Annotated in this window: 24 protein-coding genes; 9 read left to right on the top strand and 15 right to left on the bottom strand. The window is 71.5% G+C overall.

All coding sequences use genetic code 11. The annotated features are described in order from the left end of the window. Window positions 1-34 precede the first annotated feature (34 nt). On the top strand, window positions 35-256 hold the full coding sequence (locus tag ACWCRA_RS31310) for an FmdB family zinc ribbon protein (RefSeq protein WP_351548646.1): 222 nt from the start codon (window positions 35-37) through the stop codon (window positions 254-256). A 29-nt stretch (window positions 257-285) separates the two neighbouring features. Here ACWCRA_RS31310 and ACWCRA_RS31305 read toward each other — a convergent pair whose 3' ends face one another. Next, the gene (locus tag ACWCRA_RS31305; protein WP_351548644.1) at window positions 286-930 is read right to left on the bottom strand and encodes a response regulator transcription factor; all 645 of its coding nucleotides are present in this window, start codon (window positions 928-930) and stop codon (window positions 286-288) included. Further along, complete coding sequence (locus ACWCRA_RS31300; RefSeq protein ID WP_351548642.1) at window positions 882-2,093, bottom strand: sensor histidine kinase; 1,212 nt, start codon at window positions 2,091-2,093, stop codon at window positions 882-884. The genes ACWCRA_RS31305 and ACWCRA_RS31300 overlap by 49 nt, the downstream gene beginning before the upstream one ends. A 117-nt stretch (window positions 2,094-2,210) precedes the next feature. Between ACWCRA_RS31300 and ACWCRA_RS31295 the strand changes: the two genes are divergently transcribed. Further along, a complete protein-coding gene (locus ACWCRA_RS31295; RefSeq protein WP_351548679.1) occupies window positions 2,211-2,858 on the top strand; it encodes a DedA family protein in 648 nt (215 codons plus the stop codon). A gap of 95 nt (window positions 2,859-2,953) precedes the next feature. Here ACWCRA_RS31295 and ACWCRA_RS31290 read toward each other — a convergent pair whose 3' ends face one another. From ACWCRA_RS31290 to ACWCRA_RS31280, 3 genes are all read right to left on the bottom strand, one after another. Further along, window positions 2,954-3,769 (bottom strand): HAD family hydrolase, encoded by an 816-nt coding sequence (locus tag ACWCRA_RS31290; RefSeq protein ID WP_351548639.1) that lies wholly within the window; start codon window positions 3,767-3,769, stop codon window positions 2,954-2,956. 32 nt (window positions 3,770-3,801) lie between these two features. Next, window positions 3,802-6,447, bottom strand: coding sequence for a phosphoribosyltransferase domain-containing protein (locus ACWCRA_RS31285; RefSeq protein ID WP_451069179.1), 2,646 nt, complete (start codon window positions 6,445-6,447; stop codon window positions 3,802-3,804). Between the two features lie 94 nt (window positions 6,448-6,541). Next, entirely contained in the window at window positions 6,542-7,708 is a 1,167-nt protein-coding gene (locus tag ACWCRA_RS31280) for an HpcH/HpaI aldolase/citrate lyase family protein (RefSeq protein WP_351548633.1), read from the bottom strand. A gap of 211 nt (window positions 7,709-7,919) precedes the next feature. Between ACWCRA_RS31280 and ACWCRA_RS31275 the strand changes: the two genes are divergently transcribed. Next, window positions 7,920-8,705: a TerD family protein gene (locus ACWCRA_RS31275; RefSeq protein WP_451069165.1), complete on the top strand. Its 786-nt coding sequence runs from the start codon at window positions 7,920-7,922 to the stop codon at window positions 8,703-8,705. A gap of 14 nt (window positions 8,706-8,719) precedes the next feature. On the opposite strand, the gene ACWCRA_RS31270 is transcribed toward ACWCRA_RS31275, so the two are convergent. The 6 genes from ACWCRA_RS31270 to ACWCRA_RS31245 all read right to left on the bottom strand — a co-directional run bounded on the left by ACWCRA_RS31270 (window position 8,720) and on the right by ACWCRA_RS31245 (window position 13,469). Beyond that, the gene (locus tag ACWCRA_RS31270; RefSeq protein WP_351548627.1) at window positions 8,720-9,454 is read right to left on the bottom strand and encodes a TerD family protein; all 735 of its coding nucleotides are present in this window, start codon (window positions 9,452-9,454) and stop codon (window positions 8,720-8,722) included. A 127-nt stretch (window positions 9,455-9,581) separates the two neighbouring features. Beyond that, window positions 9,582-10,712: a DUF475 domain-containing protein gene (locus tag ACWCRA_RS31265; RefSeq protein WP_351548676.1), complete on the bottom strand. Its 1,131-nt coding sequence runs from the start codon at window positions 10,710-10,712 to the stop codon at window positions 9,582-9,584. Between the two features lie 99 nt (window positions 10,713-10,811). Further along, window positions 10,812-11,387 (bottom strand): TerD family protein, encoded by a 576-nt coding sequence (locus tag ACWCRA_RS31260; protein ID WP_451069164.1) that lies wholly within the window; start codon window positions 11,385-11,387, stop codon window positions 10,812-10,814. 95 nt (window positions 11,388-11,482) lie between these two features. After that, entirely contained in the window at window positions 11,483-12,058 is a 576-nt protein-coding gene (locus tag ACWCRA_RS31255) for a TerD family protein (RefSeq protein WP_351548621.1), read from the bottom strand. Window positions 12,059-12,264: 206 nt separating this feature from the next. Beyond that, complete coding sequence (locus tag ACWCRA_RS31250; RefSeq protein WP_351548619.1) at window positions 12,265-12,723, bottom strand: peroxiredoxin; 459 nt, start codon at window positions 12,721-12,723, stop codon at window positions 12,265-12,267. 323 nt (window positions 12,724-13,046) lie between these two features. After that, window positions 13,047-13,469: a DUF3052 domain-containing protein gene (locus ACWCRA_RS31245; RefSeq protein WP_351548616.1), complete on the bottom strand. Its 423-nt coding sequence runs from the start codon at window positions 13,467-13,469 to the stop codon at window positions 13,047-13,049. A 472-nt stretch (window positions 13,470-13,941) separates the two neighbouring features. Here ACWCRA_RS31245 and aceE point away from each other — a divergent pair, with 472 nt between their 5' ends. Continuing rightward, window positions 13,942-16,674, top strand: coding sequence for a pyruvate dehydrogenase (acetyl-transferring), homodimeric type (gene aceE / locus ACWCRA_RS31240; RefSeq protein ID WP_451069163.1), 2,733 nt, complete (start codon window positions 13,942-13,944; stop codon window positions 16,672-16,674). A gap of 64 nt (window positions 16,675-16,738) precedes the next feature. Here the strand turns inward: aceE and ACWCRA_RS31235 are convergent, their stop codons facing one another. Both ACWCRA_RS31235 and ACWCRA_RS31230 read right to left on the bottom strand, forming a co-directional pair. Continuing rightward, on the bottom strand, window positions 16,739-17,104 hold the full coding sequence (locus ACWCRA_RS31235; protein WP_451069162.1) for a peptidase inhibitor family I36 protein: 366 nt from the start codon (window positions 17,102-17,104) through the stop codon (window positions 16,739-16,741). A 235-nt stretch (window positions 17,105-17,339) separates the two neighbouring features. Next, window positions 17,340-18,956 carry an MFS transporter gene (locus ACWCRA_RS31230; RefSeq protein ID WP_351548607.1) on the bottom strand — a complete coding sequence of 539 codons (1,617 nt, stop codon included), beginning with the start codon at window positions 18,954-18,956 and terminating at the stop codon, window positions 17,340-17,342. 123 nt (window positions 18,957-19,079) lie between these two features. Between ACWCRA_RS31230 and ACWCRA_RS31225 the strand changes: the two genes are divergently transcribed. The 5 genes from ACWCRA_RS31225 (at window position 19,080) to ACWCRA_RS31205 (ending at window position 24,214) form a co-directional block, all read left to right on the top strand. Further along, window positions 19,080-19,760 carry a TetR family transcriptional regulator gene (locus tag ACWCRA_RS31225; protein ID WP_351548604.1) on the top strand — a complete coding sequence of 227 codons (681 nt, stop codon included), beginning with the start codon at window positions 19,080-19,082 and terminating at the stop codon, window positions 19,758-19,760. A gap of 121 nt (window positions 19,761-19,881) precedes the next feature. Next, window positions 19,882-21,093: an alpha/beta hydrolase gene (locus tag ACWCRA_RS31220; protein WP_351548601.1), complete on the top strand. Its 1,212-nt coding sequence runs from the start codon at window positions 19,882-19,884 to the stop codon at window positions 21,091-21,093. Window positions 21,094-21,168: 75 nt separating this feature from the next. Then, on the top strand, window positions 21,169-22,023 hold the full coding sequence (locus ACWCRA_RS31215) for a DUF4429 domain-containing protein (protein WP_351548598.1): 855 nt from the start codon (window positions 21,169-21,171) through the stop codon (window positions 22,021-22,023). 179 nt (window positions 22,024-22,202) lie between these two features. Further along, window positions 22,203-23,531 carry a sensor histidine kinase gene (locus ACWCRA_RS31210; protein ID WP_351548595.1) on the top strand — a complete coding sequence of 443 codons (1,329 nt, stop codon included), beginning with the start codon at window positions 22,203-22,205 and terminating at the stop codon, window positions 23,529-23,531. After that, on the top strand, window positions 23,528-24,214 hold the full coding sequence (locus ACWCRA_RS31205; RefSeq protein WP_351548592.1) for a response regulator transcription factor: 687 nt from the start codon (window positions 23,528-23,530) through the stop codon (window positions 24,212-24,214). Before ACWCRA_RS31210 ends, ACWCRA_RS31205 begins: the two co-directional genes overlap by 4 nt. A gap of 122 nt (window positions 24,215-24,336) precedes the next feature. Here ACWCRA_RS31205 and ACWCRA_RS31200 read toward each other — a convergent pair whose 3' ends face one another. After that, window positions 24,337-25,356 carry an aldo/keto reductase gene (locus tag ACWCRA_RS31200; RefSeq protein ID WP_451069161.1) on the bottom strand — a complete coding sequence of 340 codons (1,020 nt, stop codon included), beginning with the start codon at window positions 25,354-25,356 and terminating at the stop codon, window positions 24,337-24,339. Next, window positions 25,344-25,787, bottom strand: coding sequence for a MerR family transcriptional regulator (locus ACWCRA_RS31195; RefSeq protein WP_351548586.1), 444 nt, complete (start codon window positions 25,785-25,787; stop codon window positions 25,344-25,346). Before ACWCRA_RS31195 ends, ACWCRA_RS31200 begins: the two co-directional genes overlap by 13 nt. Window positions 25,788-25,823: the final 36 nt, after the last annotated feature.

The following is a 25,823-nucleotide window of genomic DNA, read 5'->3' as shown; positions in this document are numbered from 1 at the left end:
CCGCGCCCCGGGGCGGAACGCGTAGCCTTGCGCCATGCCCCGATATGACTTTCGCTGCCGCAGCTGCGGCGACACCTTTGAAGTGAACCGGCCCATGGCCCGGTCCGCCGACCCGGCCGTCTGCCCCGCCGGTCACCAGGACACGGTCCGGCTGCTCTCCACCGTCGCCGTCGGCGGGTCGAGCACCGGGCCCGCCCCCGCGCCGAGCGGCGGTGGCGGAGGCGGTGGCTGCTGCGGCGGGGGCTGCTGCGGCTGACCCCGCCCGCCGCGCGGGACGCGCGCGTCTCATGTGCCCAGGTACCGCAGCACCGCCAGCACCCTGCGCGAGTACCCCGGCGTCCCGCTCAGCCCCAGCTTCTCGAAGATCGCGTTGATGTGCTTCTCGACCGCGCTCTGCGAGACATGGAGCCGCGCGGCGATGGCCCCGTTCGCATGGCCCTGCGCCATCTCCGCCAGCACGTCCCGCTCCCTGGCCGTCAGCCGGGAGAGCGGGTCCGTGCGGCTGCCGCGCGTCAGCAGTTGGCGTACGACATCGGGATCGAACGCCGCCTCCCCCCGCGCCACCCGCTCCAGCGCGTCCAGGAACTCGTCCACCTGGACCACCCGGTCCTTCAGGAGATAGCCGACGCCCCCGGAGTCCGAGGTCAGCAGCTCGGTGGCGTACCGCTTCTCCACGTACTGCGAGAGCACCAGCACCCCCACCCCCGGCCAGCGGCGGCGGATCTCCAGGGCCGCGCGGAGCCCCTCGTCGGTGTGGGTCGGGGGCATCCGGACATCGGCGACGACCACATCGGGGCGCTCCCCCGCGACGGCCGCCAGCAGCCGCTCGGCGTCGCCGACCGCCGCCAGGACCTCATGGCCCTCCTCGGCGAGCAGACGTATCAGCCCCTCCCTGAGGAGGGTCGAGTCCTCGGCCAGCATGATGCGCACGGCAGCTCCGCGGTGATGGTGGTGGGTCCGCCGGCCGGGCTGTGCACCCCGAACCGGCCGTCGAGAGCGGCGACTCTGCTCGCGAGTCCGGTGAGCCCGCCGCCGGTGGGGTCGGCGCCGCCCGCGCCGTCGTCCTCGATCCGCAGCCGGAGCGTCCCGCCGTCGCCGCGCAGCTCCACCGCTATCCGAGTGGCCCCGGAGTGCTTCACCACATTGGTGACGGCCTCGGAGACGACGAAGTACGCGACGGTCTCCACCTGTCTGCCGGGCGGCTCGGCCAGTTCGCAGATCAGCCGCACGGGCAGCGGGGTGCGTTCGGCGACCGTCTCCAGGGCGGCGCGCAGCCCCGCCTCGTCGAGGACGGTCGGGTAGACGCGCCAGGCGACCTCGCGCAGTTCGACCAGGGCGCGGCGGCTCTCCTCATGGGCCTGGAGGAGGAGCTGGTCGGCGCGTTGGGGGTCGCGGCTGCGGCGGGCGCGGCCCAGCAGCATGCCGAGGGCGACCAGACGCTGCTGGACGCCGTCGTGCAGGTCGCGCTCGATACGGCGGCGCTCGTCGTTGACCGCGTCCATGACCTCGGATCGGCTGGTGGCGAGCTGGGCGATGCGCCGCTCCAGCGCGTCCTGGCGGCCGGGGCCGAGGAGGCGGCGGACGAGCCAGGCCTCCAGGAGTACGGTGCCGTGGACGCCCTGGGCGCAGAGGATCGCGACAAAGACCCCCAGGAGGCCGGTGGCGATCACTTCCAGCGGATAATCGATCCCGATGACGAACCAGCCGAAGAGGGCGAAGAGCATCCAGGACAGCCCGGTGAGCAGACAGGACAGAATGAAACCGCCGAGCAGGCCGAGCGGGATGCGGGCGAGGGCGTAGCGTGCGGCGCGGAGGTCGTCGTACGGCACGGGGGCGCGGCCGGGGGAGAGCCGGAACCGGGCGAGACGGCGCAGTTCGATCCCGGTTACCCGGCGGGCGAGCGGTCCCAGACGGCGCGGCAGCGCCCGGCGGGCCCGGGGCCAGGCGGCGACCGGAAGTGCGGCGAGCCCCGTGAGAAGCGCGAGAATGAGTTCCAGTACGGCGGTGACGGCCCCTGCGGCCAGCCCCGCCGTGCAGAGCGCGCCGCGCACCGCGACCGCTCGACCGGTTCCTCGTTCCCCCGTCCCATTCATGACCGGCAACCTAGCCGTTCGTTCCGTCCCGCACACTGGGGTACACCGCAAGGAAGTCTACGGACCTCTTCAGCCTCTCTTCAGCTGCGGTTTTCTACCGTGAAAGGCATGCATTCCATGATCATCAGCAGCGCTGCGGGCGCTGAGGGCGGTGCTCCGGGTTGGGTCACCGACATGATGGACACCCTGGGGGCGCCGGGGGCCGGCATCCTCATCGCCCTGGAGAATCTCTTCCCTCCGCTGCCGAGCGAGGTCATCCTGCCGCTGGCGGGCTTCGCCGCCAGCACCGGGAAGATGAATCTGTACGCGGCGCTGCTGTGGACCACCGCCGGCTCGGTGATCGGCGCGCTGGCGCTGTACGGGGTGGGGGCGCTGCTCGGCCGTGACCGGACGATCGCCATCGCCTCCAAGCTGCCGCTGGTGAAGGTCTCGGACATCGAGAAGACCGAGGCGTGGTTCAACAAGCACGGCACGAAGGCGGTGTTCTTCGGTCGGATGATTCCGATCTTCCGGTCACTGATATCGGTGCCGGCCGGGGTCGAGCGGATGCCGATCCCGATCTTCCTCGGGCTGACCACGCTGGGCAGCGCGATCTGGAACACGATCTTCGTGATGGCCGGGTATCTGCTCGGGGAGAACTGGACGGAAGTCACCGGCTATGTCTCCACCTACTCCAAGGTGGTGCTGGTGTTCGCGGTCATCGGAGTCGTGGCGTTCATCGGGGTCCGGGTCTTCAAGCCGGGAGCGGGCAGCCGGCGCAAATGAGCACGGGGGCATGACAGCGCCCCCGGGACCGGCCGTCTCTCCGCCGGTCCCGGGGGCGCTGTCATGCCCGCGGCCATGCTCACTGTGCCGCCGCCTCAGGGGGCGAGGAACCGCCGGAGGATCTCCTCGCCGGCGGCGACGCCCTTCTCCGCCAGCGCCCCGACGTGCGGGGCGCTCCAGCCGCTGTCCGCCAGCTCGCCGTGGCCGGGCCGCCAGCCCCGGTCGGCGGCGAGCAGCAGATCGGCGTCGAGGAGGGAGTCCCCGGCCGCGAGAATCCGCTCGGCACCGGTGCGGCGGGCCACCTCGCGCAGGGCCGCGCTCTTGGTGAGCGGCCTCGGTACGGCGTAGATCTTCCGGCCCTGGAGGGAGACCGACCAGCCCCGGGCGCCGGCCCAGTCGGCCAGCTCCTTGACCCAGCCCTCGGGCAGCAGGGCCCGCTCGACCACCAGATAGGCGAAGAGCTCCTCGGCGGTGCGCTCCTTCAGCAGCCAGGCCGGGTCGGCGGTGGCCCGCAGATGGGCGCGGATCTCGGCGAGCGGCGCGCAGCCGTCGGCGAGCCGGCCCGCGACCTGCCGCCGCCAGTGCGGGTCCGACTCCCCGTCGACGAGGATGTGGCCGCCGTTGGCGCAGATGGCGTACGCGGGGGGCGGGCCGGGGAGGTGGATGCGGCCGTACTGCTCCCGGGTGCGGGTGGTGGCCGGGACGAAGACGGTCTCGGCGGCGAGCCGGGGCAGCAGACCGGCCGCCTCCTCGGTGACATACGAGAGCGGGCGGCCCTGGTAGACCTCGACGCAGAGCAGCCGGGGGGCGTCCGCGTCGGCCATGGTGAGCTGGAGGGCCCCGGCGGAGTAGATGAGCGTACGGTCCAGATCGCTCGCGACCAGGGTGGCGGCGGGGCGGGGGGTGCTCACGGGACCGCTCGCCAGGGGGGTCACGGGGGTGCTCACAGGGACGTCACCGCCGTGCCGTCGGCGCCGGTCGCGCCGCGGGTGAAGCGCGGGTGGATCAGCCCGACACAGCTGTACGGGAGATCGCCGACCTCCTCGACGGGAACGCCGCGCTGATCGGCGAGCAGCCGCACATGGTCGAGGTCGGCGCCGGCGCCGGCCCGGGCGAGGATCTTCCAGGGGACGCGCCGCAGCAGCACCCGGGTGGTCTCGCCGACTCCCGGCTTGACCAGGTTCACATCGTGGATGCCGTACTCCTCGCTGATCCGCTCGACGGCCGCCCAGCCCTCCCAGGTGGGGGCCCGGTCCGCCGCCAGCATCTCCTTGGCCTCGGCCTCCACGGCCGGGGCGACCTCGGAGAAGCGGGCGGCGACGGTGTCGAGGAAGTGTCCTGAGACATCGACGGCGGCGAGGTCGCGGTAGAACTTCGCGCCGTGGAAGTCGTCCGGGCCGACGAGGTCGGCGCGGAGGACGGTGCGCGAGACCAGCCCGGAGACGGTGGAGTTGAGACAGGCCGAGGGTATGAGGAAGTCGTCGCGGGTGCCGTAGGTGCGGACGCAGCCGCCGGGGTCGGCGAGGACGGCGATCTCGGGCCGGAAGCCCTCGAACGCGGCGAGGGCGGCGCTCAGCTCCCGGGTGATGGCGCCCTTGCCGGTCCATCCGTCGACGAAGACGATGTCCGCCGGGTCGTGGTGGAGCCGGAGCCAGCGCAGGGCGTTGGCGTCGATGCCCCGGCCCCGGACGATGGAGACGGCGTAGTGCGGCAGCTCCAGGCCGTGCCGCCACTGGGCCCAGCGGCGCATCAGGATGCCGACGGGGGTGCCGGCCCGCGCCAGCGACACGAGGACGGGGCGCTCGGACTCCCGCTCGGCGAGAACGGTCTCGGTGACCGTGCCCACGGCGCGCGCGATCCGGGCGGCGGAGCCGGCCAGCGCGGTGCGGAACAGCCGCTGGTACTCCTCGCTGGGCTGGTACTCCACCGGCAGCGACTCGGCGTAGTGCGCGCCACCGCTCTGGATGGCCTCCTCGCGCTCCTCGGTGGGGGCCTCCAGCTCGGTGTCCGAGAGGTCCTGGAGCAGCCAGCCGACCTCGTCGGCGGCGTAGGAGGAGAACGCGGGGCCCCGGAGCGGGCCGGGGAGGGTGCCGGACGGCGGCTCGGACGGCGGCTCGGACGGCATGGCGGCCCTTTCGGGTACGTGGCTGGGCACGACGGCGAGGACGAGGCGCGGGGTGTGGCCGGCGAGCCGGTCGAGCAGCCCGCCGGGGGCGTGGAGCGCGGGCGTGTCGGCGGTGGAGTCGACCACGGCGACGACCGCGTCGAACCCGGCGCCGGCGACGTTGTAGGCGTACCGCTCGCCGGGGCCGTCCGCCGGGCCGTCGTGGGCGGGGAAGACGAGCCGGGTGCGGATGGCGTAGCCGGGGTCGTCGACGGCGAGGACGGGTGAGCGGGTGGTGGTGGAGTACCGCACCTCGGCGGAGGTGAGCCGCTCCAGGGCGGTGGCGAGGCGCAGGGGCGCGTACATCAGCTCCTCGCACCCGAGGACGAGGACGCGGGCGGGGGGCTCCGCCCCGGGGGCCGCACCGGGGCCCGTGCCCGGGTCCGCACCGGGGTCCGCGCCCGGGTCCGTGCCCGGGTCGGCACCGGGAGTGCCCGGGGCCGGCGCCTCCGCCCCGGGGGGCGTGCCGGGGGCAGCGCCCGGGGCCGGGGGCAGGTCGAGGGCGTGGGCGAGGCGGGCGGCCATGGCGGGGAGCGCCGACTCCAGCCGGTGCCGGTGGGCGGGGAGGAAGCCGTGACGACCGCCGTCGGGCAGCCCGGCGGGCCAGTCAAGGGCGACCCGGCGCACCCCGCCGGGGCCGGTGAGCGGGCCGGTGAGCGGGCCGGCGAGCGGGCCGGGGGCAGGACCAGGAGCAGGACCAGGAGCAGGACCGGGGGCCGGCTCGTCCCGCTCGTGCTCGGCGACCAGCGCCTGCCCGGCCGCCAGCACCCCCTCGGGAAGGCTGACCGTGCCCGACATCAGCGTCACCAGCTCCACGCGCGCGCCGATCTCCGCGGCGAACTCCGTCAGCCGGCCCCGGTCGGCCGGGGAGCGCACATCGACCAGCGCGACGATCACATACCGCTCGCGCGGCGCTATCCGGTGCAGCTCACGGATGGTGTTGAGGACCGTGTTGCCGGTGGAGAACTCGTCGTCGACAAGGATCAGCGGGCCCTGCCGGGAGAGCAGACCGGGGTCGTCGGGCAGCAGGAGGTGCGAGGTGGCGTGGGAGTGGGACTCCTCGAAGCCGCCCGCGCTCTCCACCCCGGCGACCGGACGGCGGGTGGAGTGGAGATACGGCGCGAGCCCCACCCCGTCCGCCACCGAGTGGCCGAGGCCGGTCGCGGTCTCCGCGTAGCCGAGGACCACCGCGCGGGCGGCCTCCTCGTCGCCCAGCAGCTCCCGCACCCGGACCCCGAGGCCGCGGCCCGCCTCGTACACCACGGCGGGCGACTGGGGCACATGCTTGCCCAGCACATTCGACACCAGCAGATGCGCCCGTTTGGGGTTGCGCCGCAGGGCGAGGCCCAGCAGGGCGGGGAGCCGCTCGTCCCCTTCGAGCCCTATGCCGAGGCGCCGCGCGACCCATGTTCCGGACCAGACCACCGTGACCGTCTCTTCTCTCTCGTCGTTCGTGCTGCGGGGTGCCGCCCGCACGGTCCACCGTTCACCGTTCACCGTTCGCCGCTCACCGGGTGTGTCAGGTGCCGGAGAGGCCCGCGGTGAGCAGCTCCACGAAGCCGATGTCCTCGCGGGCGACGCCGAACGCCTCGGCGCGCAGCAGGGTGCGCTCGGCCCAGGCCCGGTGCGGCTTCACCTCGTTCATCTTGTTCGTGTAGGAGGAACGCAGCACCCCGCCGCCGCCGCGCTCGGGGCGCAGGATGTCCTGGGCGTCGCTGTACTCCTCGTGGCTGACGACGGAGAGCGCGTGGACGGGCAGGACGTGGGAGGGGTGGATACAGGTCTTTCCGGTGAGCCCGTTGGCCCGGTCGAGTGCTATCTCGCGGAGGAGGCCGTCCAGGTCGTGCTCGATGAGCGCGGTGCGCACGGCCTCGGCCCGGACCTCCAGGAAGGGGCTGCGCCGCAGCTGGGGCTTGAACATGCGCTCCTGGAGGCGGAAGTACTCCCAGACGGGGCCGGTGACCGTGAAACCGGTGCCGTCCGCCCGGCCGAGGACATTGACCACGTCGGCGATGACGGCGGCGACGATGCGGACGTCGTAGGCGGTCATGTCCGGCGAGCGGCGCAGTCCGTAGGCGGAGCAGAAGTCGGTGACGCCCAGGCGCAGCGCCAGCACCCGGTCGCGGTACTTGTCGACGGTGCGGGCGATACCGGCGAGGGTCTCGGTCCTGGTCTCCAGATGGAGCAGCTCCGGTGACTCCAGGACGGGCATGGCGAAGAGCCGGTGCCCGGTGGCGGCCTCGGCGGCGGTGAGGGCCTCCAGGAAGGGGACGCCGCGCTCCTCCGTGAACTTGGGTAGTACAAAACCGGACAGTCTGCGGACGGAGGGTCCGAGGCGCCGGGCGAGATCGGGGATCTGGGCGGGTTCGCGGACCCGGATGAAGAGCAGCGGCAGCTCCCCGCCGCGCGCGTCGAGATCGGCGAAGTGGCGGACGAGGTTCTCCTCGGCCTCCTCCACGTCGGCGTCGTCGATGGAGTCCTCCAGGCAGAGGACCATGGAGACGACTCCGCTGGCGATCTGCTTGCGCACGTCGTCGGCGAGCCTGGGCCGGTTGGCCGGGCTGTAGAGCGTGGCCCCGAGCGCGGCCGCGAGCATCCTCGGCGAGGACGCGGCGGTGAACTCGGCGGGCTGCCGATGGAACAGCCGTTCGCGGGCGGCAGTCGAAATCTGCCCGAAATGACGCATGTGACTCCCCCGTACTGCTGAGCGGCCTGCCCTACTGACGTGGCCGGTAATAGTACGTACAGATGTATGTCATGAGTTCCCGGAGCCCATGAACTCCGCGTAACACCCTGATGTGGTTTAAATGTCCCATACCGTCCTGGGAGCGGGGCAACCGGCCCGGGGCACCGTGACGCGTTGTCCGGGCCGCCCCCGAGCAGGCAGGATGACGGGCATGACGCACACGATGATGAAGGGCTCGAACGTCCCCCTCCACGCGACCGCGGTACGCGCCGTGCTGCGCTGGACCCCGGGTGCCGGCCTCCCCGATGTGGATGCCTCGGCCCTGCTGCTCGGCCCCGATGCCCGTGTGCGCTCGGACGAGGACTTCGTCTTCTACAACCAGCCCCGGCACCCCTCGGGGCTGGTGCGGCGGCTGTCGAAGAAACAGGTCGGCGAGGAGCTGACGGACGCGGTCGAGGCCGACCTCGCCGCGCTCGACGGCTCCGTCGACCAGGTGGTGCTGGCCGCCTCCTCCGACGGCGACACCTTCCGGAACGTGCGCGACCTGCGGATTCTGATCTATGACGCCGCGCGCGGCGACGGGGAGCCGCTGGCGGTCTTCGATGTGCGGGCGGAGACCGGCGAGGAGACCGCGATCATCTGCGGGGAGTTGTACCGGCGCGGGGACCGGTGGAAGTTCCGGGCGGTGGGGCAGGGCTATCCCACCGGTCTGGTGGGGCTGGCCACCGATTTCGGTATCTCCGTGGACGAGAACAGCCCGGAGGCGGAGGCGGAGCCGGGCACGGCACCCGCGCCCCCGGTCTCGTACGGCTATCCGCACACCGCGCCGGGAGCGCCCGGCGCACGGCAGGCACCGGACCGCCCCGCCTACGGCTACCCCCAGCCGTCCTCGAGACAGGGCCGTACGGGGTACGGCTATCCGCAGCCCGCCGCCGTCTCCGCGCCCGATCCCGAGTTCCGGCTGCCGCCGATGGGCCCTCAGTTCATCCGCCCCTGAGAGCCCGGAGCCCGCTAGGCCCGGGTCTTGTAACCGCGGCCCCACTGGAGGCCCCAGCCATAGAGTCGGTCCAGCTCCGCCTGGAAGCCGTAGACGAACTTGACCTCGCGGCGCACCACCAGGTCGCCCTTGACGTTCTCCAGCGAGAAGACCGCGCAGGAGCGGGCCTGGGGGGCCTGTTCGTCCAGCTCTATCTCCACCCGGGGGCCGCTGCTCGGGTAGAGCGTCACCAGCGCGTGGGTGCGGTCGAAGGCCGGCGTCTGGTCGTAGATGTAGACGAAGAAGAGCAGCCGCTTGATCTCGGCGTGATGATCGAGATTGACGTAGATCGTCTCGCCGGAGCCGGAGCCGAACCGGTCATCGCCGCTGAGGCGGACATACGGCGCCTCGTTGGTGGAGCCGAGGAAGTCGCCGAGCGGCTGGACGACGCCCTTGGTGCCGTCGGCCAGCTCATAGAGACAGCCCAGGTCGAGGTCGACATTGACCATGCCCTGGGTGTGGGCCTGCACCACCTCGGGCTTGAAGAGCTTGAGGGGGTGCCGCAGCAGCTGACCGCTCTGCCGGGACCTGCGCCCGATGTCCGAGGTGCGCATCCGCCAGGAGAGGTTGACGCGCAGATGCCCGGTGGCCGCCCCCTGCTTGCTCAGCGACACGGACGGGCGGCGCCGCGTCAGTGCGATGGAGTTCCCGGCGCTGCCCGTGTCGAACTGCGCCGATCTGCCCTGCCACAGGCTGTCCCAGAAGGCCATGCCCCGCCCCCAGTCCTCTCGTCGGTCCCCGCCGCCCCGCGCTCCGCGGGGCGGCCCGAGGCCGGTGCCTCGCCGCCGCCCCGCTCAGAGCGTTCCCTCATTGGGTGCCCGGTCACACCCCGGGGTCTCAGTGTGGCTCAGCCTTTTCGCCCAGGGCTTTCCCCTGGCCCGCGAGGGAGCGGTTGCGCCGGACCGAGGACCAGAAGGAGGCACCGATCAGCAGGACGCCGATCGAGCCGGTGATGATCTCGGGGATTTCGTACTGGATGGTGACGAGCAGGATGACCGCGAGCGCGCCGATCGCGTAGTGGGCGCCGTGCTCCAGGTAGACGTACTCGTCGAGGGTGCCCTGGCGGACCAGATAGACGGTGAGGGAACGGACGTACATCGCGCCGATACCGAGACCCAGGGCCATGAGCACGATGTCGTTGGTGACGGCGAAGGCGCCGATGACACCGTCGAAGGAGAAAGAGGCGTCCAGGACTTCGAGGTAGAGGAACATGAAGAAGGCGGCCTTGCCGCCGATGGCGACGGCCGAAACCTTCTTGCCGCTCGCCCTGGCCTTCTCCTCCTGCTCGTGCTCGCGCTCCTCCTCTTCCTCGAGTTTCTTCTCGAAGAAGCCCGAGAGCCCGCCGACGACGAGATAGGTGATCAGACCGGCGACACCGGACAGCAGCACCGTCTCGGCCTTGTCGGCATGTCCGCCGCCGTGCTGGTGGGCGCTCTTGGCGAAGGTCATGGCGCTGCCCATCAGAATGATCAGGGCGATGCAGACCGAGAGCATGTCGACCTTGCCGAGCTTGGCGAGGGGACGCTCCAGCCAGCCGAGCCACTTGATCTCCCGGTCCGCGAAAATGAAGTCCAGGAAGATCATGAGCAGGAACATGCCGCCGAAGGCGGCGATGGACGGATGGGCGTCGGTGACCAGTTCCTGGTATTTGTCCTTGTCGTTGAGAGCCAGTTCAACGGCCTCGATGGGGCCGATCTGCGCACTGACGGCCACAATGACGACGGGGAAGACCAGCCGCATACCGAATACGGCGATGAGGATGCCGATCGTGAGGAAGATTTTCTGCCAGAAGGCATTCATCTTCTTCAGGATTCCGGCGTTGACGACCGCATTGTCGAAGGACAGCGAGATTTCGAGGATGGACAGGATCGCGACGATCCCGAACGCGGTCCACCCGCCGTAGAACACGGCCGCGACCAGCCCGAGCGCGGTGACCGCGAAGGACCAGCCGAAGGTTTTCAGAACCACTGGCACCCAATCGTTTCCATGGGGACCCTCCCGGGCAGAGCCGGAGGAAGGCACTCCCCCGCGCCAGGGACGGGAAGATCCCCCGCTCTGTGCGCGGAATTATGAAACATTTACTCCGAAGTCTAGGGCGATGCCCCGCAGGCCCGACGCGTACCCCTGGCCGACCGCGCGGAATTTCCACTCGCCGTGGTAGCGGTACAGCTCGCCGAAGATCATCGCGGTCTCGGTGGAGGCGTCCTCGCTCAGGTCGTAGCGCGCCAGTTCCTGGCCGTCCGCCTGATTGACCACTCGGATAAAAGCATTGCTGACCTGGCCGAATGCCTGTCCACGGCGGTCGGCGTCATGGATGGAGACCGGGAAGATGATCTTGTCGACACCGGCCGGCACCTCCGCGAGACGGACCAGCAGCGACTCGTCGTCGCCGTCCCCCGCGCCCGTGAGATTGTCGCCGGTGTGCTCGACGGAGCCCTCGGGGCTCGTGAGGTTGTTGTAGAAGACGAAGTACTCATCGCCGAGGACCCGGCCGCCGCCGCAGAGCAGCGCGCTCGCGTCGAGGTCGAAATCGGCTCCGGTGGTGGTGCGGACATCCCAGCCGAGCCCGATCAGCACCTGAGTGAGGTTCGGTGCGGCCTTGGAGAGGGAGACATTGCCTCCCTTGGCGAGCGTGACGCCCATGATCTGGTCCTCCCCAGCGACAGAGGTGGTGCGGGTGTGCCCCGGCGCCGCGTTCGATGCGAAGGCGGCGCCGGGGGTGGTGCGGTCGGCAGGGCTCAGACGTTGACGCCGAAGTCCTGGGCGATGCCGCGCAGGCCCGAGGCGTACCCCTGGCCGATGGCGCGGAACTTCCACTCCGCGCCGTTGCGGTACAGCTCGCCGAAGACCATGGCGGTCTCGGTCGAGGCGTCCTCGCTCAGGTCGTAGCGGGCGAGTTCGTTGTTGTCGGCCTGGTTGACCACGCGGATGAACGCGTTGCGGACCTGGCCGAAGGACTGCTGACGGGCCTCGGCCTCATAGATCGAGACCGGGAAGACGATCTTGTCGACATCGGCGGGCACACCCGCGAGGTTGACCTTGATCTGCTCGTCGTCGCCCTCGCCCTCACCGGTGAGGTTGTCACCGGTGTGCTCGACGGAGCCGTCGGCGCTCGTGAGGTTGTTGAAGAAGACGAAGTTGCCGTCGTTGGTGACCTTGCCCTCGCCGTTGGTCAGCAGAGCGCTGGCGTCCAGGTCGAAGTCCGTACCGGTGGTGGTGCGGACATCCCAGCCCAGACCCACGACAACAGCGGTCAAACCGGGCGCGGCCTTGGACAGCGAGACATTGCCGCCCTTGCTGAGGCTGACTCCCACGGGTCCCTCCAGTGGTGTACGGGGGCAGCGCCCCCGTCGTGCGTTCGTGTTCGGATCAACGAATGGATCGGACCGATCCTAGTGACCGGTTCCCGCGCGAAACAGGCTTTCGCGCGAGTGGCCTCCCGGTGCCGCCGGCCGCCGGGAACCCGGCCCCGGGACCGCCCGGGGTCGGGACCCGCCCGGGGTCGGCCCCGGGCGCGGGCTCAGAGGGTTTCCAGCGCCTTGACGTACTCGTTCAGGTCGCGGGCGTCGGGGAGCGCGTTGACGACGCTCCAGCGGACCACGCCCTCCTTGTCGATGACGAAGGTGCCGCGGACCGCGCACCCCTTCTCCTCGTCGAAAACGCCGTACGCCCGCGAGGTCTCGCCGTGCGGCCAGAAATCCGAGAGCAGCGGGTACTCCAGCCCCTCCTGCTCGGCGAAGACGCGCAGGGTGTGGATGGAGTCGTTGGAGACGGCGAGGAGCTGGGTGTCGTCGTTGACGAACTTCGGCAGCTCGTCGCGGAGAGCGCACAGCTCGCCGGTGCACACGCCGGTGAAGGCGAAGGGGTAGAAGAGGAGAACCACGTTCTTCTCGCCGCGGAACCCGGAGAGGCTCACCGTGCGCCCGTGGTTGTCCTTCAGTTCGAACGCGGGGGCCTTGGTGCCGACCTCGATCGCCATGACGTGTGAATCCCTTCGCTGAGACACTGAGACCGTTCGGGTGAGGGTGTCCACCCTAGGGTCCCCTCCCGTCCCGCGCGGGACGGGGGCGGGGCGGGCGGACCCGGGGGCGGGCCGGACCGGGGGCGGGGCGGGCTCCCGGGCACGGGCCGGACCGGGTACCGGGAGGGCCGGGCGCCCGGCGGACCGGGCACGGGCTCCCGGGCGGGAGGGGGAAGCGCGGGCCGGCGGCGGGGAATGCCGAGGCCCCCTCCGGCAGCGACCGGAAGGGGCGTCGAACTCATGTCCGGACTCAGGGCCCAGGACTCACTCTCTGTGACTGCTCAGCGCTTGGGGGCCACCAGCCTGCTGCCGGCCCAGTCCTTGGCCACGCTGATGCTCTTCGTCTGAGAGAGTCCGGCCGTCTGGGCGGCCTCGCTGATGTCGCTGGGCTCGACGTAGCCGTCCCGGCCGGTCTTCGGAGTCAGCAGCCAGACCACGCCGCCGTCCTCAAGGAGACCGATGGCGTCCACCAGTGCGTCTGTCAGATCCCCGTCCTCGTCGCGGAACCAGACGACAACGGCGTCGGCGACGTCGTCATAGTCCTCGTCCACGAGGTCCTGGCCGGTCACGGACTCGATGCCTTCGCGGAGATCCTGGTCGGCGTCGTCGTCGTAGCCGATCTCCTGGACCACCTGTCCGGGCTCGAACCCCAGCCTCGCTGCTGGGTTGGTCCGCTCCTCCGCGTGGTCCGCGGTCGCGCTCACGGCTTGCCTCCTGATCATGTTCGGTAGATGCTGCGGCCTCGCGCGTACGCGTGGCGTTGGCCGTAGTCCACACGGATGGGGCGGATCGCGCAAGTACCCGGCCGTCCAGACCGCCGAAACGGTGACGTTTGCGCCCGTCTCGACGCAACTCCAGACACGTTCCGCCACGACCTGGGCAATCTGCCACACCATTCGGACTTGTTTGCCACTTTACGTCCACTCGCCGCCCCCATCGGAACCGAACACCCAAACGGAACGCTTTACCGGGTTGGGCGTAAGGTTGCGATTTGACCCGCCCCGTCGGCGGGGACCGGTCAGGATGTCAGCGGGATCACGGGTTACCCCTCGGTAGAGATGACGTTTCCCTCCCCGGGGTACACGATGGAGGCGGTGCGGCACCGCCCGACAACTCCCGCGGGAACTCCCCATCGGACCCCTCCCGCGGAACTCTCCCGAGCAGCGAAGGAATAGCGTGGCTTCCGGATCAGACCGCAACCCGATCATCATTGGCGGCCTTCCCAGCCAGGTCCCGGACTTCGATCCCGAAGAGACCCAGGAGTGGCTGGACTCACTCGACGCCGCCGTCGACGAGCGGGGCCGGGAGCGCGCCCGCTATCTGATGCTCCGGCTCATCGAGCGGGCCCGCGAGAAGCGGGTGGCCGTGCCGGAGATGCGCAGCACGGACTACGTCAACACCATCGCCACCAAGGACGAGCCGTTCTTCCCGGGCAACGAGGAGATCGAGCGGAAGGTCCTCAACGCCACCCGCTGGAACGCGGCGGTGATGGTCTCGCGGGCCCAGCGCCCGGGGATCGGGGTCGGCGGCCACATCGCCACCTTCGCCTCCTCGGCCTCCCTCTACGACGTCGGCTTCAACCACTTCTTCCGGGGCAAGGACCGGGGCGACGGCGGGGACCAGATCTTCTTCCAGGGCCATGCCTCGCCCGGGATCTACGCCCGTGCCTTCCTGCTCGACCGGCTCAGCGAGGCCCAGCTCGACGCCTTCCGCCAGGAGAAGTCCAAGGCTCCGAACGGCCTCTCCAGCTATCCGCACCCCCGGCTGATGCCGGACTTCTGGGAGTTCCCGACCGTCTCGATGGGCCTCGGCCCCCTCGGCGCGATCTACCAGGCCCGGATGAACCGCTATATGCAGGCGCGGGGCATCGCCGACACCTCCGCCTCGCACGTCTGGGCGTTCCTCGGCGACGGCGAGATGGACGAGCCCGAGTCGCTCGGCCAGCTCTCCATCGCCGCCCGCGAGGGCCTGGACAATCTGACCTTCGTCGTCAACTGCAACCTCCAGCGGCTGGACGGTCCGGTCCGCGGCAACGGCAAGATCATCCAGGAGCTGGAGTCGCAGTTCCGCGGGGCCGGCTGGAATGTGATCAAGCTGGTCTGGGACCGCTCCTGGGACCCGCTGCTGGCCCAGGACCGCGACGGCCTGCTGGTGAACAAGTTGAACACCACCCCGGACGGCCAGTTCCAGACGTACGCCACCGAGACCGGCGCGTACATCCGTGAGCACTTCTTCGGCGGCGACCAGCGGCTGCGCGCCATGGTCGGGAACATGACCGACGAGCAGATCCTGCATCTGGGGCGCGGCGGCCACGACCACCGCAAGGTGTTCGCGGCGTTCGCGGCGGCCAAGGAGCACCGGGGCCAGCCGACGGTGATCCTCGCCCAGACCGTCAAGGGCTGGACCCTGGGGCCGAACTTCGAGGGCCGCAACGCGACCCACCAGATGAAGAAGCTGACGGTCGACGACCTCAAGGGCTTCCGGGACCGGCTGCACATCCCGATCACGGACGCCCGGCTGGAGGGCGGGGCTCCGCCGTACTACCACCCGGGCCGCGACTCGGAGGAGATCCAGTACATGCACGACCGCCGGGAGGCGCTGGGCGGCTATGTGCCGACCCGGGTCGTGCGGGCCAAGCCGCTGCCGCTGCCGGAGGAGAAGACCTACGCGGCGGTGCGCAAGGGGTCGGGCCAGCAGTCGATCGCCACCACCATGGCGTTCGTCCGGCTGCTGAAGGATCTGATGCGGGACAAGGAGATCGGCAAGCGGTTCGTGCTGATCGCGCCGGACGAGTACCGCACCTTCGGCATGGACTCCTTCTTCCCGAGTGCGAAGATCTACAACCCGCTGGGCCAGCAGTACGAGTCGGTCGACCGCGAACTGCTGCTCGCCTACAAGGAGTCGCCGACCGGCCAGATGCTGCACGACGGCATCTCCGAGGCGGGGTGCACGGCCTCGCTGATCGCCGCGGGCTCGGCGTACGCCACCCATGGCGAGCCGCTGATCCCGGTCTACGTCTTCTACTCGATGTTCGGCTTCCAGCGGACCGGCGACCAGTTCTGGCAGATGGCCGACCAGCTCGCGCGCGGCTTCGTGCTCGGCGCGACGGCGGGCCGGACGACGCTGACCGGTGAGGGCCTCCAGCACGCGGACGGCCACTCGCAGCTCCTGGCCTCCACCAACCCGGGCTGTGTGGCCTACGACCCGGCGTACGGCTTCGAGATCGCGCATATCGTCAGGGACGGTCTGCGGCGGATGTACGGCGAGAACGCCGAGGACATCTTCTACTACCTGACCGTCTACAACGAGCCCATCCAGCACCCGGCCGAGCCGGAGGACGTGGATGTGGAGGGCATCCTCCAGGGCATCCACCGCTTCCGCCCGGGGACCGGCGGTGCCATCCCCGCGCAGATCATGGCCTCCGGCGTCGCGGTGCCGTGGGCGGTCGAGGCCCAGCGGATTCTCGCCGACGAGTGGGACGTACGGGCCGATGTCTGGTCGGCGACCTCCTGGAACGAGCTGCGCCGCGAGGCCGTCGAGGTGGAGCAGTTCAATCTGCTGCACCCCGAGGAGGAGCAGCGGGAGCCGTATGTCACCCGCAAGCTGACCGGCTCCGAGGGCCCGTTCGTGGCGGTCTCGGACTGGATGCGCTCGGTTCCGGACCAGATCTCGCGCTGGGTGCCGGGGCGGTACGCCTCCCTGGGCGCGGACGGCTTCGGCTTCGCCGACACGCGCGGCGCGGCCCGCCGGTACTTCCACATCGACGCGGAGTCGATCGTGCTGGGTGTGCTGACGGAGCTGGCGCGCGACGGGAAGGTGGACCGCTCGGCGCTGAAGCAGGCGGTGGACCGGTACCAGCTGCTCGATGTGAAGGCGGCGGACCCGGGCCCGGAGGGCGGGGACGCGTAGCACGCCGTACGGAACAGGGGGCGGCACCCGGCCGGGTGCCGCCCCCTGTGGCGTCCGCGCGCGGTCAGCTCTCCCAGAGCTTGAACGCCCTGACGAGATGGGGCGAGCGCGGCGCCCAGGTCCCGGAGCCCGGGTAGGTCTCGAACTCGCCGGTCTCGTCGCACTCGGCGGACTGGTAGGTGGTGACCGGCCGCCCGGCGCGGTTGGCGAGGGAGCGGGCCGGGCGCCCGGCGGGCAGCGGGACACAGCTGTCGGTCCCGGTCTCGTACAGCTCGAACGTCCCGCGCGAGCCCTGGAAGTCCTCCCGCTGCCAGAGACAGAGCGCACCGGCGGGGCACTCGCCCGGCGGGGGCGCGGCGGTTGCGGTGGCGGTGGCCGGCGGCAGCAGGGCCGCGAGGACGAGTACGGAGGCGGCGATGGGCAGGCGCACGGAGGTCGGCTCCCTTGACACTCGGCTGACGCGCAGCGGTATGAGGATCGGTTGAGCGCACTGTGGCGTGCGCCGGGAGCCGGCGGAAGGATTCCCGGGCAGGATCACCCTCCCAGGGGACAGCGCGGCCGGGCGGGCCGGGGCCGGCGGCGTCATCCACCGCTCCGTCCGGCTGCGGAACAGCCCCACCGGGCGGGCCCGGTGGGGCTGTTGGGTACGAGGCCCCGGGGAGGGCTCAGATATGGGCCGCGCCCGCGCCCGCCTGGGCGTTCTCACCGCGCCTGGTCAGCAGGGCGACGAAGACCGCGACCACGGCCACCCCGGCCGCGACCAGGCTCGCCTGGCCCATCCCCGCCAGGAAGGTGTCATGGGCGACATCGCCGATCTTCGCGGCGATCTCGGGCGGAGTGCCCTCGCCGACCGGGGGGACACCCATCTCGACGGCCTTGGACGCCTGGTCGAGCTGTTCCCCGGTGAGCGGCGGAAGCTGGGCGTCGGCCCAGTTGCCCGCGAGGTCGCGGTCGACCCGGGAGGCCATGACCGCGCCGAGGACCGCGGTGCCGAGGCTGCCGCCGATCTGCATGGCCGCCTGCTGGAGGCCGCCGGCGACCCCGGACAGCTCCATGGGCGCGTTGCCCACGATCACCTCGGTGGCACCCACCATGACCGGCGCCAGGCCGAGGCCGAGGAGGGCGAACCAGAGGGACATGGCCAGGCTGCCGGTGTCCTTGGTGAGGGTGGACATCCCGAACATGGCGAGCGCGGTGAGCACCATGCCGCCGGCCAGCGGAATCCGCGGCCCCGTCTTGGTGATCACCGCGCCGGCCAGCGGGGAGCCGACGATCATCATTCCGGTGAGCGGGAGGAGGTGGAGCCCGGCGTCCACCGGGCTGAGGCCGTGCACGTTCTGGAGGTAGAAGGTGACGAAGAACAGGCCGCCCATGAAGGCGATGGCCATCAGCACCATCAGCACCACACCGGCCGAGAGCGGCACGGAGCGGAAGAGCTTCAGCGGGATGAGCGGCTCGGCGACCCGGCTCTCCCAGAACGCGAAGAGCGCGAAACAGACAAGGGAGGCGGCGATGAAGCCCCAGGTCTTTCCGCCACCCCAGCCCCATGTCGGCTCCGGCGCCTTGATGAGCGCCCAGACGATGCAGAACATGGCGGCGGAGAGCAGCACGATGCCGGGGATGTCGAAGGACCTGGGCGCGTTCGCCGCGCGGTGGTCCTTGAGGATCACCAGGCCGAGGACGAGCGCGAGGACGCCGACCGGGACATTGATGAAGAAGACGGACTGCCAGCTGACATGCTCGACCAGCAGGCCACCGACGATCGGGCCGCCCGCGGTGGAGGCGCCGATGACCATGCCCCAGATGCCGATCGCCATGTTCAGCTTCTCGGCGGGGAAGGTGGCGCGCAGCAGACCGAGCGCGGCGGGCATCAGCAGGGCGCCGAAGAGGCCCTGTGCCACCCGGAAGACGACCACCATCGCGATGCTGCCGGAGAAGCCGATGGCGGCGGAGGCGGCGGCGAATCCGACGATGCCGATGAGGAAGGTCTGGCGATGACCGAAGCGGTCACCGAGCTTGCCCGCGGTGATCAGGCTCACCGCGAGCGCGAGGAAGTAGCCGTTGGTTATCCACTGGACATCGGCGAAGGTGGCGTTGAGGTCGTCGGCGATCGCCGGGTTGGCGATGGCGACGATGGTGCCGTCCAGCGCGACCATCATCACGCCGATGGCCACGGCGAAGAGGGTCAGCCAGGGGTGGCCGCGGAGCCCCTTGGCCGGGGCGGACGGAGAATCCCCTGGATTCATCGGCGCGGCCTTGTCGACGGTGGTCTGACTAGTCATGCCGGTCAGATTAGTGACAGCGACTGACAGTTGACAATTCGATTCAGTAGTCGGTAACTGTCACCTTGGTCATAGGTACGCTGAGCTGCGGCGACGGCCCCGATCACGGGGTCGCGACCAGCGATGAGTGAGAGTCGGGTGACGGTGGAGTCGAGGGCCGGGGCGTGCGGACTGCGCGAGCGGAAGAAGCGGCTCACCCGCGACGGTCTCGTCCGGGCCGCGCTGGAGCTGTTCATCGCGCAGGGGTACGAGCGGACGACGGTGGACGAGATCGCCGACGCCGTCGAGGTCTCGCAGCGCACCTTCTTCCGGTACTTCGCCAGCAAGGAGGAGGTCGCCTTCGCCATTCAGTCGCAGGTCGAGTCGCACTTCCAGACGGCGCTGAGCCGCCGCCCGCCCGAGGAGGGCCCCTTCGAGGCGATGCGCAACGCGGTGCTGGAGGGCTGGGACACCCTTGAGGAGGTGATCGGCGAGACGGTCCCGGTCGAGCTGCACATGCGCAGCTATCTGGTGATCGAGTCGACGCCCGCGCTGATCGCCGCCCATCTGCGCCGCTCGGTGGAGCTGGAGGAGTCGATCGCCCGGCTGGTCGCCGAGCGCGAGGGCCTGGACGTGGACCGCGACCCGCGCCCGCGGGCCACGGTGGCGGCGGTCAGCGGGATGATGCGGGTGGCCGGGCGGCTGTGGAGCCTGGGGGGCGACTGGAGCCCGCGGACGCTGCGGGATCTGACGGCGACCTATCTGGACAGCCTGCGCCCGGCCCTGGCGGAGGACTGGCGGACGCCCCGGCGCGCCGGGGGCTGAGGCCGCGCGGCCCCGGCGGACCCTCGGATGTCAGGGCCCTTCCCCAACCGTCACCCTTGAACACGTGATCTCCCTCACGGTCCCGGCGAACCCTCACGCCGTTCTCCTAGGGTGTTCCGCAGTGACTTCCTTCGATTCCTCCCCCACCCTCGCCTTCTGGCGGGCACTGCTCGCGCTGGCCGTGGTGTTCCTCATGCTGGCGACCACCGGCTGGACCACCGTCCGGCACCAGGGCGGCCCGCGCGATCTCCTCGCGGCCGATCTGAGCGGCTGGACCACGGCACGGCTCGGCGGCAGGGTGCTCCCCGGCGCCCAGGAGGCCCCGAAGCGGCTCGCGGCGTTCTTCGCCTCGCTCTCCGCCTCGCAGCGCGCCCGGCTCGCGGACCGCTTCCCGCTGGTCGTCGGGAATCTCAACGGCGCGCCGGTCGCCCTGCGCTACCGCGCCAACCGCACCGCGCTCGCCCGCTCGCTCAAGCTGGAGCGCGCCCACGCGCGGAGCGCGGGCCTCAGCCCGGACGGGCGCCACCACGCCGGGCTCCGCATACACCGCTTCGAGACGCTGATGGCCCGGGGGCGCCAGATCCTCTCCTTCGACCCGTCCGGCCGCGGCCGGGTCGCCGAGGTGCTGGGCGATCTCGACCGGGCCGAGCGGGTCTCGGTGATCGTCCCCGGGGTCGACACCCAGCTGCTCACCTTCGAACGGACCACGGGCCGGTACACCGCCCCGGCCGGCATGGCCCAGTCGCTGTACGCCGCCGAGCGGACCGCCTCCCCCCGCACCCGTACCGCCGTCATCGCCTGGGCCGACTACACGGCACCCGTCGGTGTCGGTATGGACTCCGCGACCGGACGGCTCGCGCACGGGGGCGCGCTGCGGCTGGCGGCTCTCACCGAGACCCTGCCGGGAAAGTCGAAAGTTGCCCTGTTCTGTCATAGTTACGGCTCCGTGGTGTGCGGGGTGGCCGCGCGCCGGCTGCCGGCCCGGGTGACCGATATCGCGGTGGCGGGCAGCCCCGGGATGCGCGCCGCGCATGTCTCGGAACTGGAGGCCAGGGCCCGGGTCTGGGCGATGCGCGACGGCGACGACTGGATCGAGGCCGTCCCGCACGTGGAGGTCGGCGGGCTCGGCCACGGCGAGGACCCGGTGGCGCCCGAGTTCGGGGCGCGGGTGATGTCGGCGGCGGGCGCTATCGGCCACAGCGGCTATTTCGAGCCTGGAACGGAGAGTGTGGTCAACTTCGCCGAAATAGGGGTAGGGGCGTACGACGGCGTGAGCTGTGCGAGCGAGGACGACTCCTGCCGCAGTGATATTTACGGCGAAGCGGCGGCCTGACGCGCGTAGAACTTCGTTCAGAGCGAGGGAAACTGAGGGGCGACGCGCGGGCGACTGGCGCCTACGATGAGGTGCATGGGTGATGTACTGGCGGGAATTCAAGCCATATGGGAGTTCGAGTCCGACTCCGTGCTCATCCGTTTTGAACGGGGACACCGCACGCCGAAGCTGTTTCAGGCGCTCCGCGAACGCCGCATCCCCCACGAGGCGTTGGCGTCGGTGACACTCTCCCCGGGCAAACGGGGCACAACGGTGCTGCGCGCGGCGCCCAGACCCGGAGCCGATCCGCTGATGGAGGCGGCGGCCGGGCAGCTGAAGGAAGAGTGCGACCCCTACCGGCTGGTGGTGCCGGCCGACCGGGAGACCCTGGCGGAGTACTACGCGGACGAACTGCGCGCCGCGCTGCCCCTGGACGCGGACCAGCCCGCGGACCGGTACGCGGTGGCCGCGCCGAGCGCGCCGCTGCACTTCAAGGCGTACGACGGCAGAGCCTCCTTCGACGGGAAGCAGGTCGCTTTCCGCTGGTCGTGGACGGGCGCTTCGTCGGCCAAGTGGAAGGCGGGTGACCAGAGCTTCCCGGTGAGCGAGCTGACCGGGGTGGAGTGGCGTTCGCCGGAGGCGCCGGACGGCTGTCTGCGGCTGCTTCCGCGCGCCGAGCCGGACCGTCCGGCGCAGGCCGACAAGGACCCGGCGGCGGTGGTGTTCGGGCTGCGGAACGGGCCGGTGCACGAGTCGCTGCCGTTCGCCGCCGCGGTGCTGGAGTCCGTGCAGAAGTCGGCCCGGGCGCCGGCGCTGGCCCTGCGGACGGGCCGCCGGGACCCGGCGGACATCGCGGACCGGATACGCCACCTCGGGGAGCTGCACCAGGCGGGCCTGGTGACGGACGACGAGTTCAGCTCGAAGAAGGCGGAGCTGCTCGCGGAGCTGTGAGAGCGGGGGGGCGGGGGGCCGAGTGGAGGGGGGCGGGGGTGTTCGGGGCGCGGGGCGTCCCGGCTGCCCGGGTGCAGGGGCAGGGGGCAGCGGGTCCCGGTGTCGTACCCCGGTATGACAGCCGGTCGGCTCCCCGGTATGACGCCCCCGGCGGCCGGGCTCCCTAGGCTGAACGGGCCATGACCGACGCACCCCCGTCCTCGCCCCCGACCGGGCCCCCGCGGGTCTCCCTGCCGCGCGCCGCCCGGCTCCAGCTCCGGCTGCTCGCCGCCGGGCTGACCACGCCCTCCGAGTCCACCGCCCCGCTGCTGTCCGCCTCGCCCCGGCGGTGGCTGCGGCGGCTGCCGTACGCCGTGGCCGCCGTCGCCGCCGCCATCCTGCTGCCGGTCGGCGTCCATGTGTTGACCCACGCCTATGAACTGCACGGCGGGCTCGCCACCCTGGTGAGCACCGGTTCCGCCGCACCGCTGCTGCTGGCGGTGACCCGGCCGCTGGAGGCGTGGTGGATCGCCTTCACCGCCAACGCGCTGGGCGCGCTGGCGCTGCTGGGCGCCGACGGGACGGCGGGGGACAGCTGGCCGTGGACCCCGGTGGGGATCACCGGCTATCTGATCCTGATGGTCTTCACCGGGCTGCGGGAGCCGCGCCGGACCCTGCTGGCGATCTGGCTGGCGACCGGTGCGGCCGGGGTGGTCTTCGAGCTGGTCTCGCAGCGCCTCAGCGACGGCATCCATGTGCTGCTGTTCGTGCTGAGCGGGGTGGTGCTGCTGGTGACGGGCGCGCTGCGGGAGCGGCGGGACGCGCAGCGGGGGCTGGCGGCGGAGAAGACCGTCAGCGAGACGGAGCGCGCCCGGCGCACCCTGCTGGAGGAGCGCGCCCGGATCGCGCGCGAACTGCACGATGTGGTCGCCCACCACATGTCGGTGATCACCGTGCAGGCGGACTCGGCGCCCTACCGGATCGAGGGGCTGCCGCAGGCGGCGCGGGGGGAGTTCGAGGTGATCGCGGCGGGAGCGCGGGAGTCGCTGACGGAGATGCGGCGGCTGCTGACGGTGCTGCGCAGCGACGGCGCGGAGGGGGAGCTGGCGCCCCAGCCGGGTCTGGCGCGGGTGCGGCAGATGGTGGAGGCGACGGTACGGGCGGGGGTGCCGGTGGAGCTGTCGCTCGGGGTGGACCCGGCGCGGGTGCCGCAGACGGTGGATCTGTCGGCGTACCGGATCGTGCAGGAGGCGCTGTCGAATGTGGTGCGGCACGCGCCGGGGGCGGTGACGGCGGTGTCGGTGACCTCCGACGGGACCGATCTGACGGTGCTGGTCGTCAATGGCCCGGCGGACGCGCCGGGGGCGCGGCTGGAGAGCACGGGGACCGGGCACGGGCTGGTGGGGATGGGTGAGCGCGTACGGTTGACCGGCGGCACGCTGGACACCGGTCCGCTCCCGGACGGTGGTTTCCGGGTGGCCGCGCGTCTCCCGCTGGCGGCGCCCGCGACCCCGGAGGATCTCCCATGACCATCCGTGTGATCATCGTCGACGACCAGGCCATGGTGCGGGCGGGGTTCGCCGCGCTGCTCTCCGCCCAGGCGGACATCGATGTGGTGGGGGAGGCGGCGGACGGGCGCGCGGGGGTGGCGGTGGCGCGCTCGGTCCACCCCGATGTGGTGCTGATGGATGTCCGGATGCCGGAGATGGACGGGCTGGCGGCGGCCCGCGCGCTGCTCGGTCCGCCGCCGGAGCCGAGGGTGGCGCACATCCCGAAGGTGCTGATGCTGACCACCTTCGACGTGGACGACTATGTGTACGAGGCGCTGCGGGCGGGGGCCTCCGGGTTTCTGCTCAAGGACGCCCCGCCGGCGGATCTGATCTCCGCCGTGCGGGTGGTGGCGGCGGGGGACGCGCTGCTGGCGCCGTCCGTGACGCGCCGCCTCATCGCGGACTTCGCGGCCCAGCGCCCGGCCCGCCGCCGGGGAGATCCGGGGCTGCGGCTGAAGGGGTTGACGCCGCGGGAGACGGAGGTGCTGGGGTTGATCGCGCGGGGGTTGTCGAATCAGGAGATCGCGGCGGAGTTGGTGGTGGCTGAGCAGACGGTGAAGACGCATGTGGGGAGGGTGCTGGGGAAGTTGGGGTTGCGGGACCGGGCTCAGGCGGTGATCTTCGCCTACGAATCCGCCCTGATCCGCCCGGGCCACCCCTGACCCGGGTGCCCGGCACCCCGCACCGCGCGGGCCCCGGTCGGGGACCGGCCCCCGAACCCCCGCGCCTCAAACGCCGGCGAGGCTGAAGATGCCCGGCGCGAGCACCGCACCCCCGGGCTCGGCTACTCCCGGGGAGTCGAGGTGTTCGACATGTCCGGGTAGCGCTCACCCGACACCCGGTCGGCGATCGGCTCCAGCAGGTCCAGCTCCCGCGGCGACAGCCGCAACCGTGTCGCCGCGGTGTTCTCCCGCACCCTCTCCGCCCTCCGCGTCCCCGGAATCGGCACCACCGCCGTCAGCCCGTGCACCTCCGCGCGCTGCTGCACCCACGCCAGCGCCACCTGGCCCAGCGTCACCCCGCGCTCCTCCGCGACCTCGCGCACCGGGTCCAGCAGGGCCGTGTTCGCGCGGGCGTTCTCCCCGGCGAAACGCGGCATCGAGGCGCGGAAATCCCCGGCCGAGAGCGTCCCCGCGGTCACCGCCCCCGTCAGAAACCCCCGCCCCAGCGGCGAGTACGGCACCACCGCCACCCCCAGCTCCGCCGCCGCGCCCACCGCGCTGCGCTCCACGTCCCGGCTGAAGAGCGACCACTCGGACTGGAGCGCGGCGATCGGGTGGACGGCGTGCGCCTCGCGCAGCTCCGCCCCGGTGACCTCGCTGAGGCCCAAGTGGCGCACCAGCCCCAGCCGTACCAGCTCCGCCATCGCGCCCACCGACTCGGCGAGCGGCACCGCCGGGTCCCTGCGGTGCATGTAGTAGAGGTCGATCACCTCGGTGTCCAGCCGCTTCAGACTGCGCTCCACGGCCGTGCGGACATAGGCCGGATCGTTGCTCACGCCCCGGTAGCCGGGGTCGTCACCGCGCAGCAGCCCGAACTTCGTGGCGAGGGTGATCTCGTCGCGGTGCGCCGCGACAAAGGGCGCCAGGAACTCCTCGTTGGCCCCGCGCCCGTACGCGTCCGCCGTGTCGAAGAGGGTCACCCCGGCCTCCAGGGCGACCTCCAGCGTCTCCCGGGCGGCCGGCTCGTCCGTATCCCCGTAGAACTCGCTCATGCCCATGCAGCCGAGCCCCTGCACGCCGACGAGAGGCCCGTCGGTGCCGAGCCGTCCGCGCTCGATGGGATGTTCGCTCACCGGTTCCATCCGTCCTCCTTCTCCGGCGCCGTCTGCACGGCCTCGGTGTAAACCTCGATCTTGTAGTCGAGCACGGCGAGGGTGTCCCGCAGCTCCGCGATCCGGCTCAGCACATCGCTCCTGGTCCGCACCAGCAGATCGCGCCGGGCCCCGGCCGTGTGCCAGCCCTCGCGGGTCAGCTCGGCGAAGCGCACCATGTCCGCCACCGGCATCCCGGTCAGCCGCAGCTTGGAGACGAAGGCCAGCCACTCCAGGTCGCGGTTGGTGAAGCGCCGCTGTCCGGTGTGCGACCGGTCGACATGGGGCATCAGCCCGATCCGCTCGTACCAGCGCAGGGTGTGCGCGCTGAGCCCGGTGTGGGCGGCGACCTCGCTGATCGTGTAGCGGTCCTGCCCCTCGGGACGCGGAAACGCACGGGTACTGCTCTCGGTCAGCGTCATACCGCCCACGCTAAAACCTTGGAGTGCACTCCAAGC

This window comes from Streptomyces sp. NPDC001889 (assembly GCF_053594535.1).
Note: the sequence above shows the minus strand (reverse complement) of the source record. Positions and strands in the feature narration are given on the sequence as shown.

Excerpts from the sequence above, each read along its gene's own strand:
- ACWCRA_RS31225 (WP_351548604.1), top strand. The coding sequence starts at position 19,080 with ATGAGTGAGAGTCGGGTGACGGTGGAGTCGAGGGCCGGGGCGTGCGGA.
- ACWCRA_RS31195 (WP_351548586.1), bottom strand. The coding sequence starts at position 25,787 with ATGACGCTGACCGAGAGCAGTACCCGTGCGTTTCCGCGTCCCGAGGGG.
- ACWCRA_RS31295 (WP_351548679.1), top strand. The coding sequence starts at position 2,211 with ATGATCATCAGCAGCGCTGCGGGCGCTGAGGGCGGTGCTCCGGGTTGG.
- ACWCRA_RS31270 (WP_351548627.1), bottom strand. The coding sequence starts at position 9,454 with ATGGCCTTCTGGGACAGCCTGTGGCAGGGCAGATCGGCGCAGTTCGAC.
- ACWCRA_RS31310 (WP_351548646.1), top strand. The coding sequence starts at position 35 with ATGCCCCGATATGACTTTCGCTGCCGCAGCTGCGGCGACACCTTTGAA.
- ACWCRA_RS31260 (WP_451069164.1), bottom strand. The coding sequence starts at position 11,387 with ATGGGCGTCACGCTCGCCAAGGGAGGCAATGTCTCCCTCTCCAAGGCC.
- ACWCRA_RS31215 (WP_351548598.1), top strand. The coding sequence starts at position 21,169 with ATGGGTGATGTACTGGCGGGAATTCAAGCCATATGGGAGTTCGAGTCC.
- ACWCRA_RS31200 (WP_451069161.1), bottom strand. The coding sequence starts at position 25,356 with ATGGAACCGGTGAGCGAACATCCCATCGAGCGCGGACGGCTCGGCACC.
- ACWCRA_RS31250 (WP_351548619.1), bottom strand. The coding sequence starts at position 12,723 with ATGGCGATCGAGGTCGGCACCAAGGCCCCCGCGTTCGAACTGAAGGAC.
- ACWCRA_RS31210 (WP_351548595.1), top strand. The coding sequence starts at position 22,203 with ATGACCGACGCACCCCCGTCCTCGCCCCCGACCGGGCCCCCGCGGGTC.
- ACWCRA_RS31275 (WP_451069165.1), top strand. The coding sequence starts at position 7,920 with ATGACGCACACGATGATGAAGGGCTCGAACGTCCCCCTCCACGCGACC.
- ACWCRA_RS31205 (WP_351548592.1), top strand. The coding sequence starts at position 23,528 with ATGACCATCCGTGTGATCATCGTCGACGACCAGGCCATGGTGCGGGCG.
- ACWCRA_RS31300 (WP_351548642.1), bottom strand. The coding sequence starts at position 2,093 with ATGAATGGGACGGGGGAACGAGGAACCGGTCGAGCGGTCGCGGTGCGC.
- ACWCRA_RS31230 (WP_351548607.1), bottom strand. The coding sequence starts at position 18,956 with ATGACTAGTCAGACCACCGTCGACAAGGCCGCGCCGATGAATCCAGGG.
- ACWCRA_RS31280 (WP_351548633.1), bottom strand. The coding sequence starts at position 7,708 with ATGCGTCATTTCGGGCAGATTTCGACTGCCGCCCGCGAACGGCTGTTC.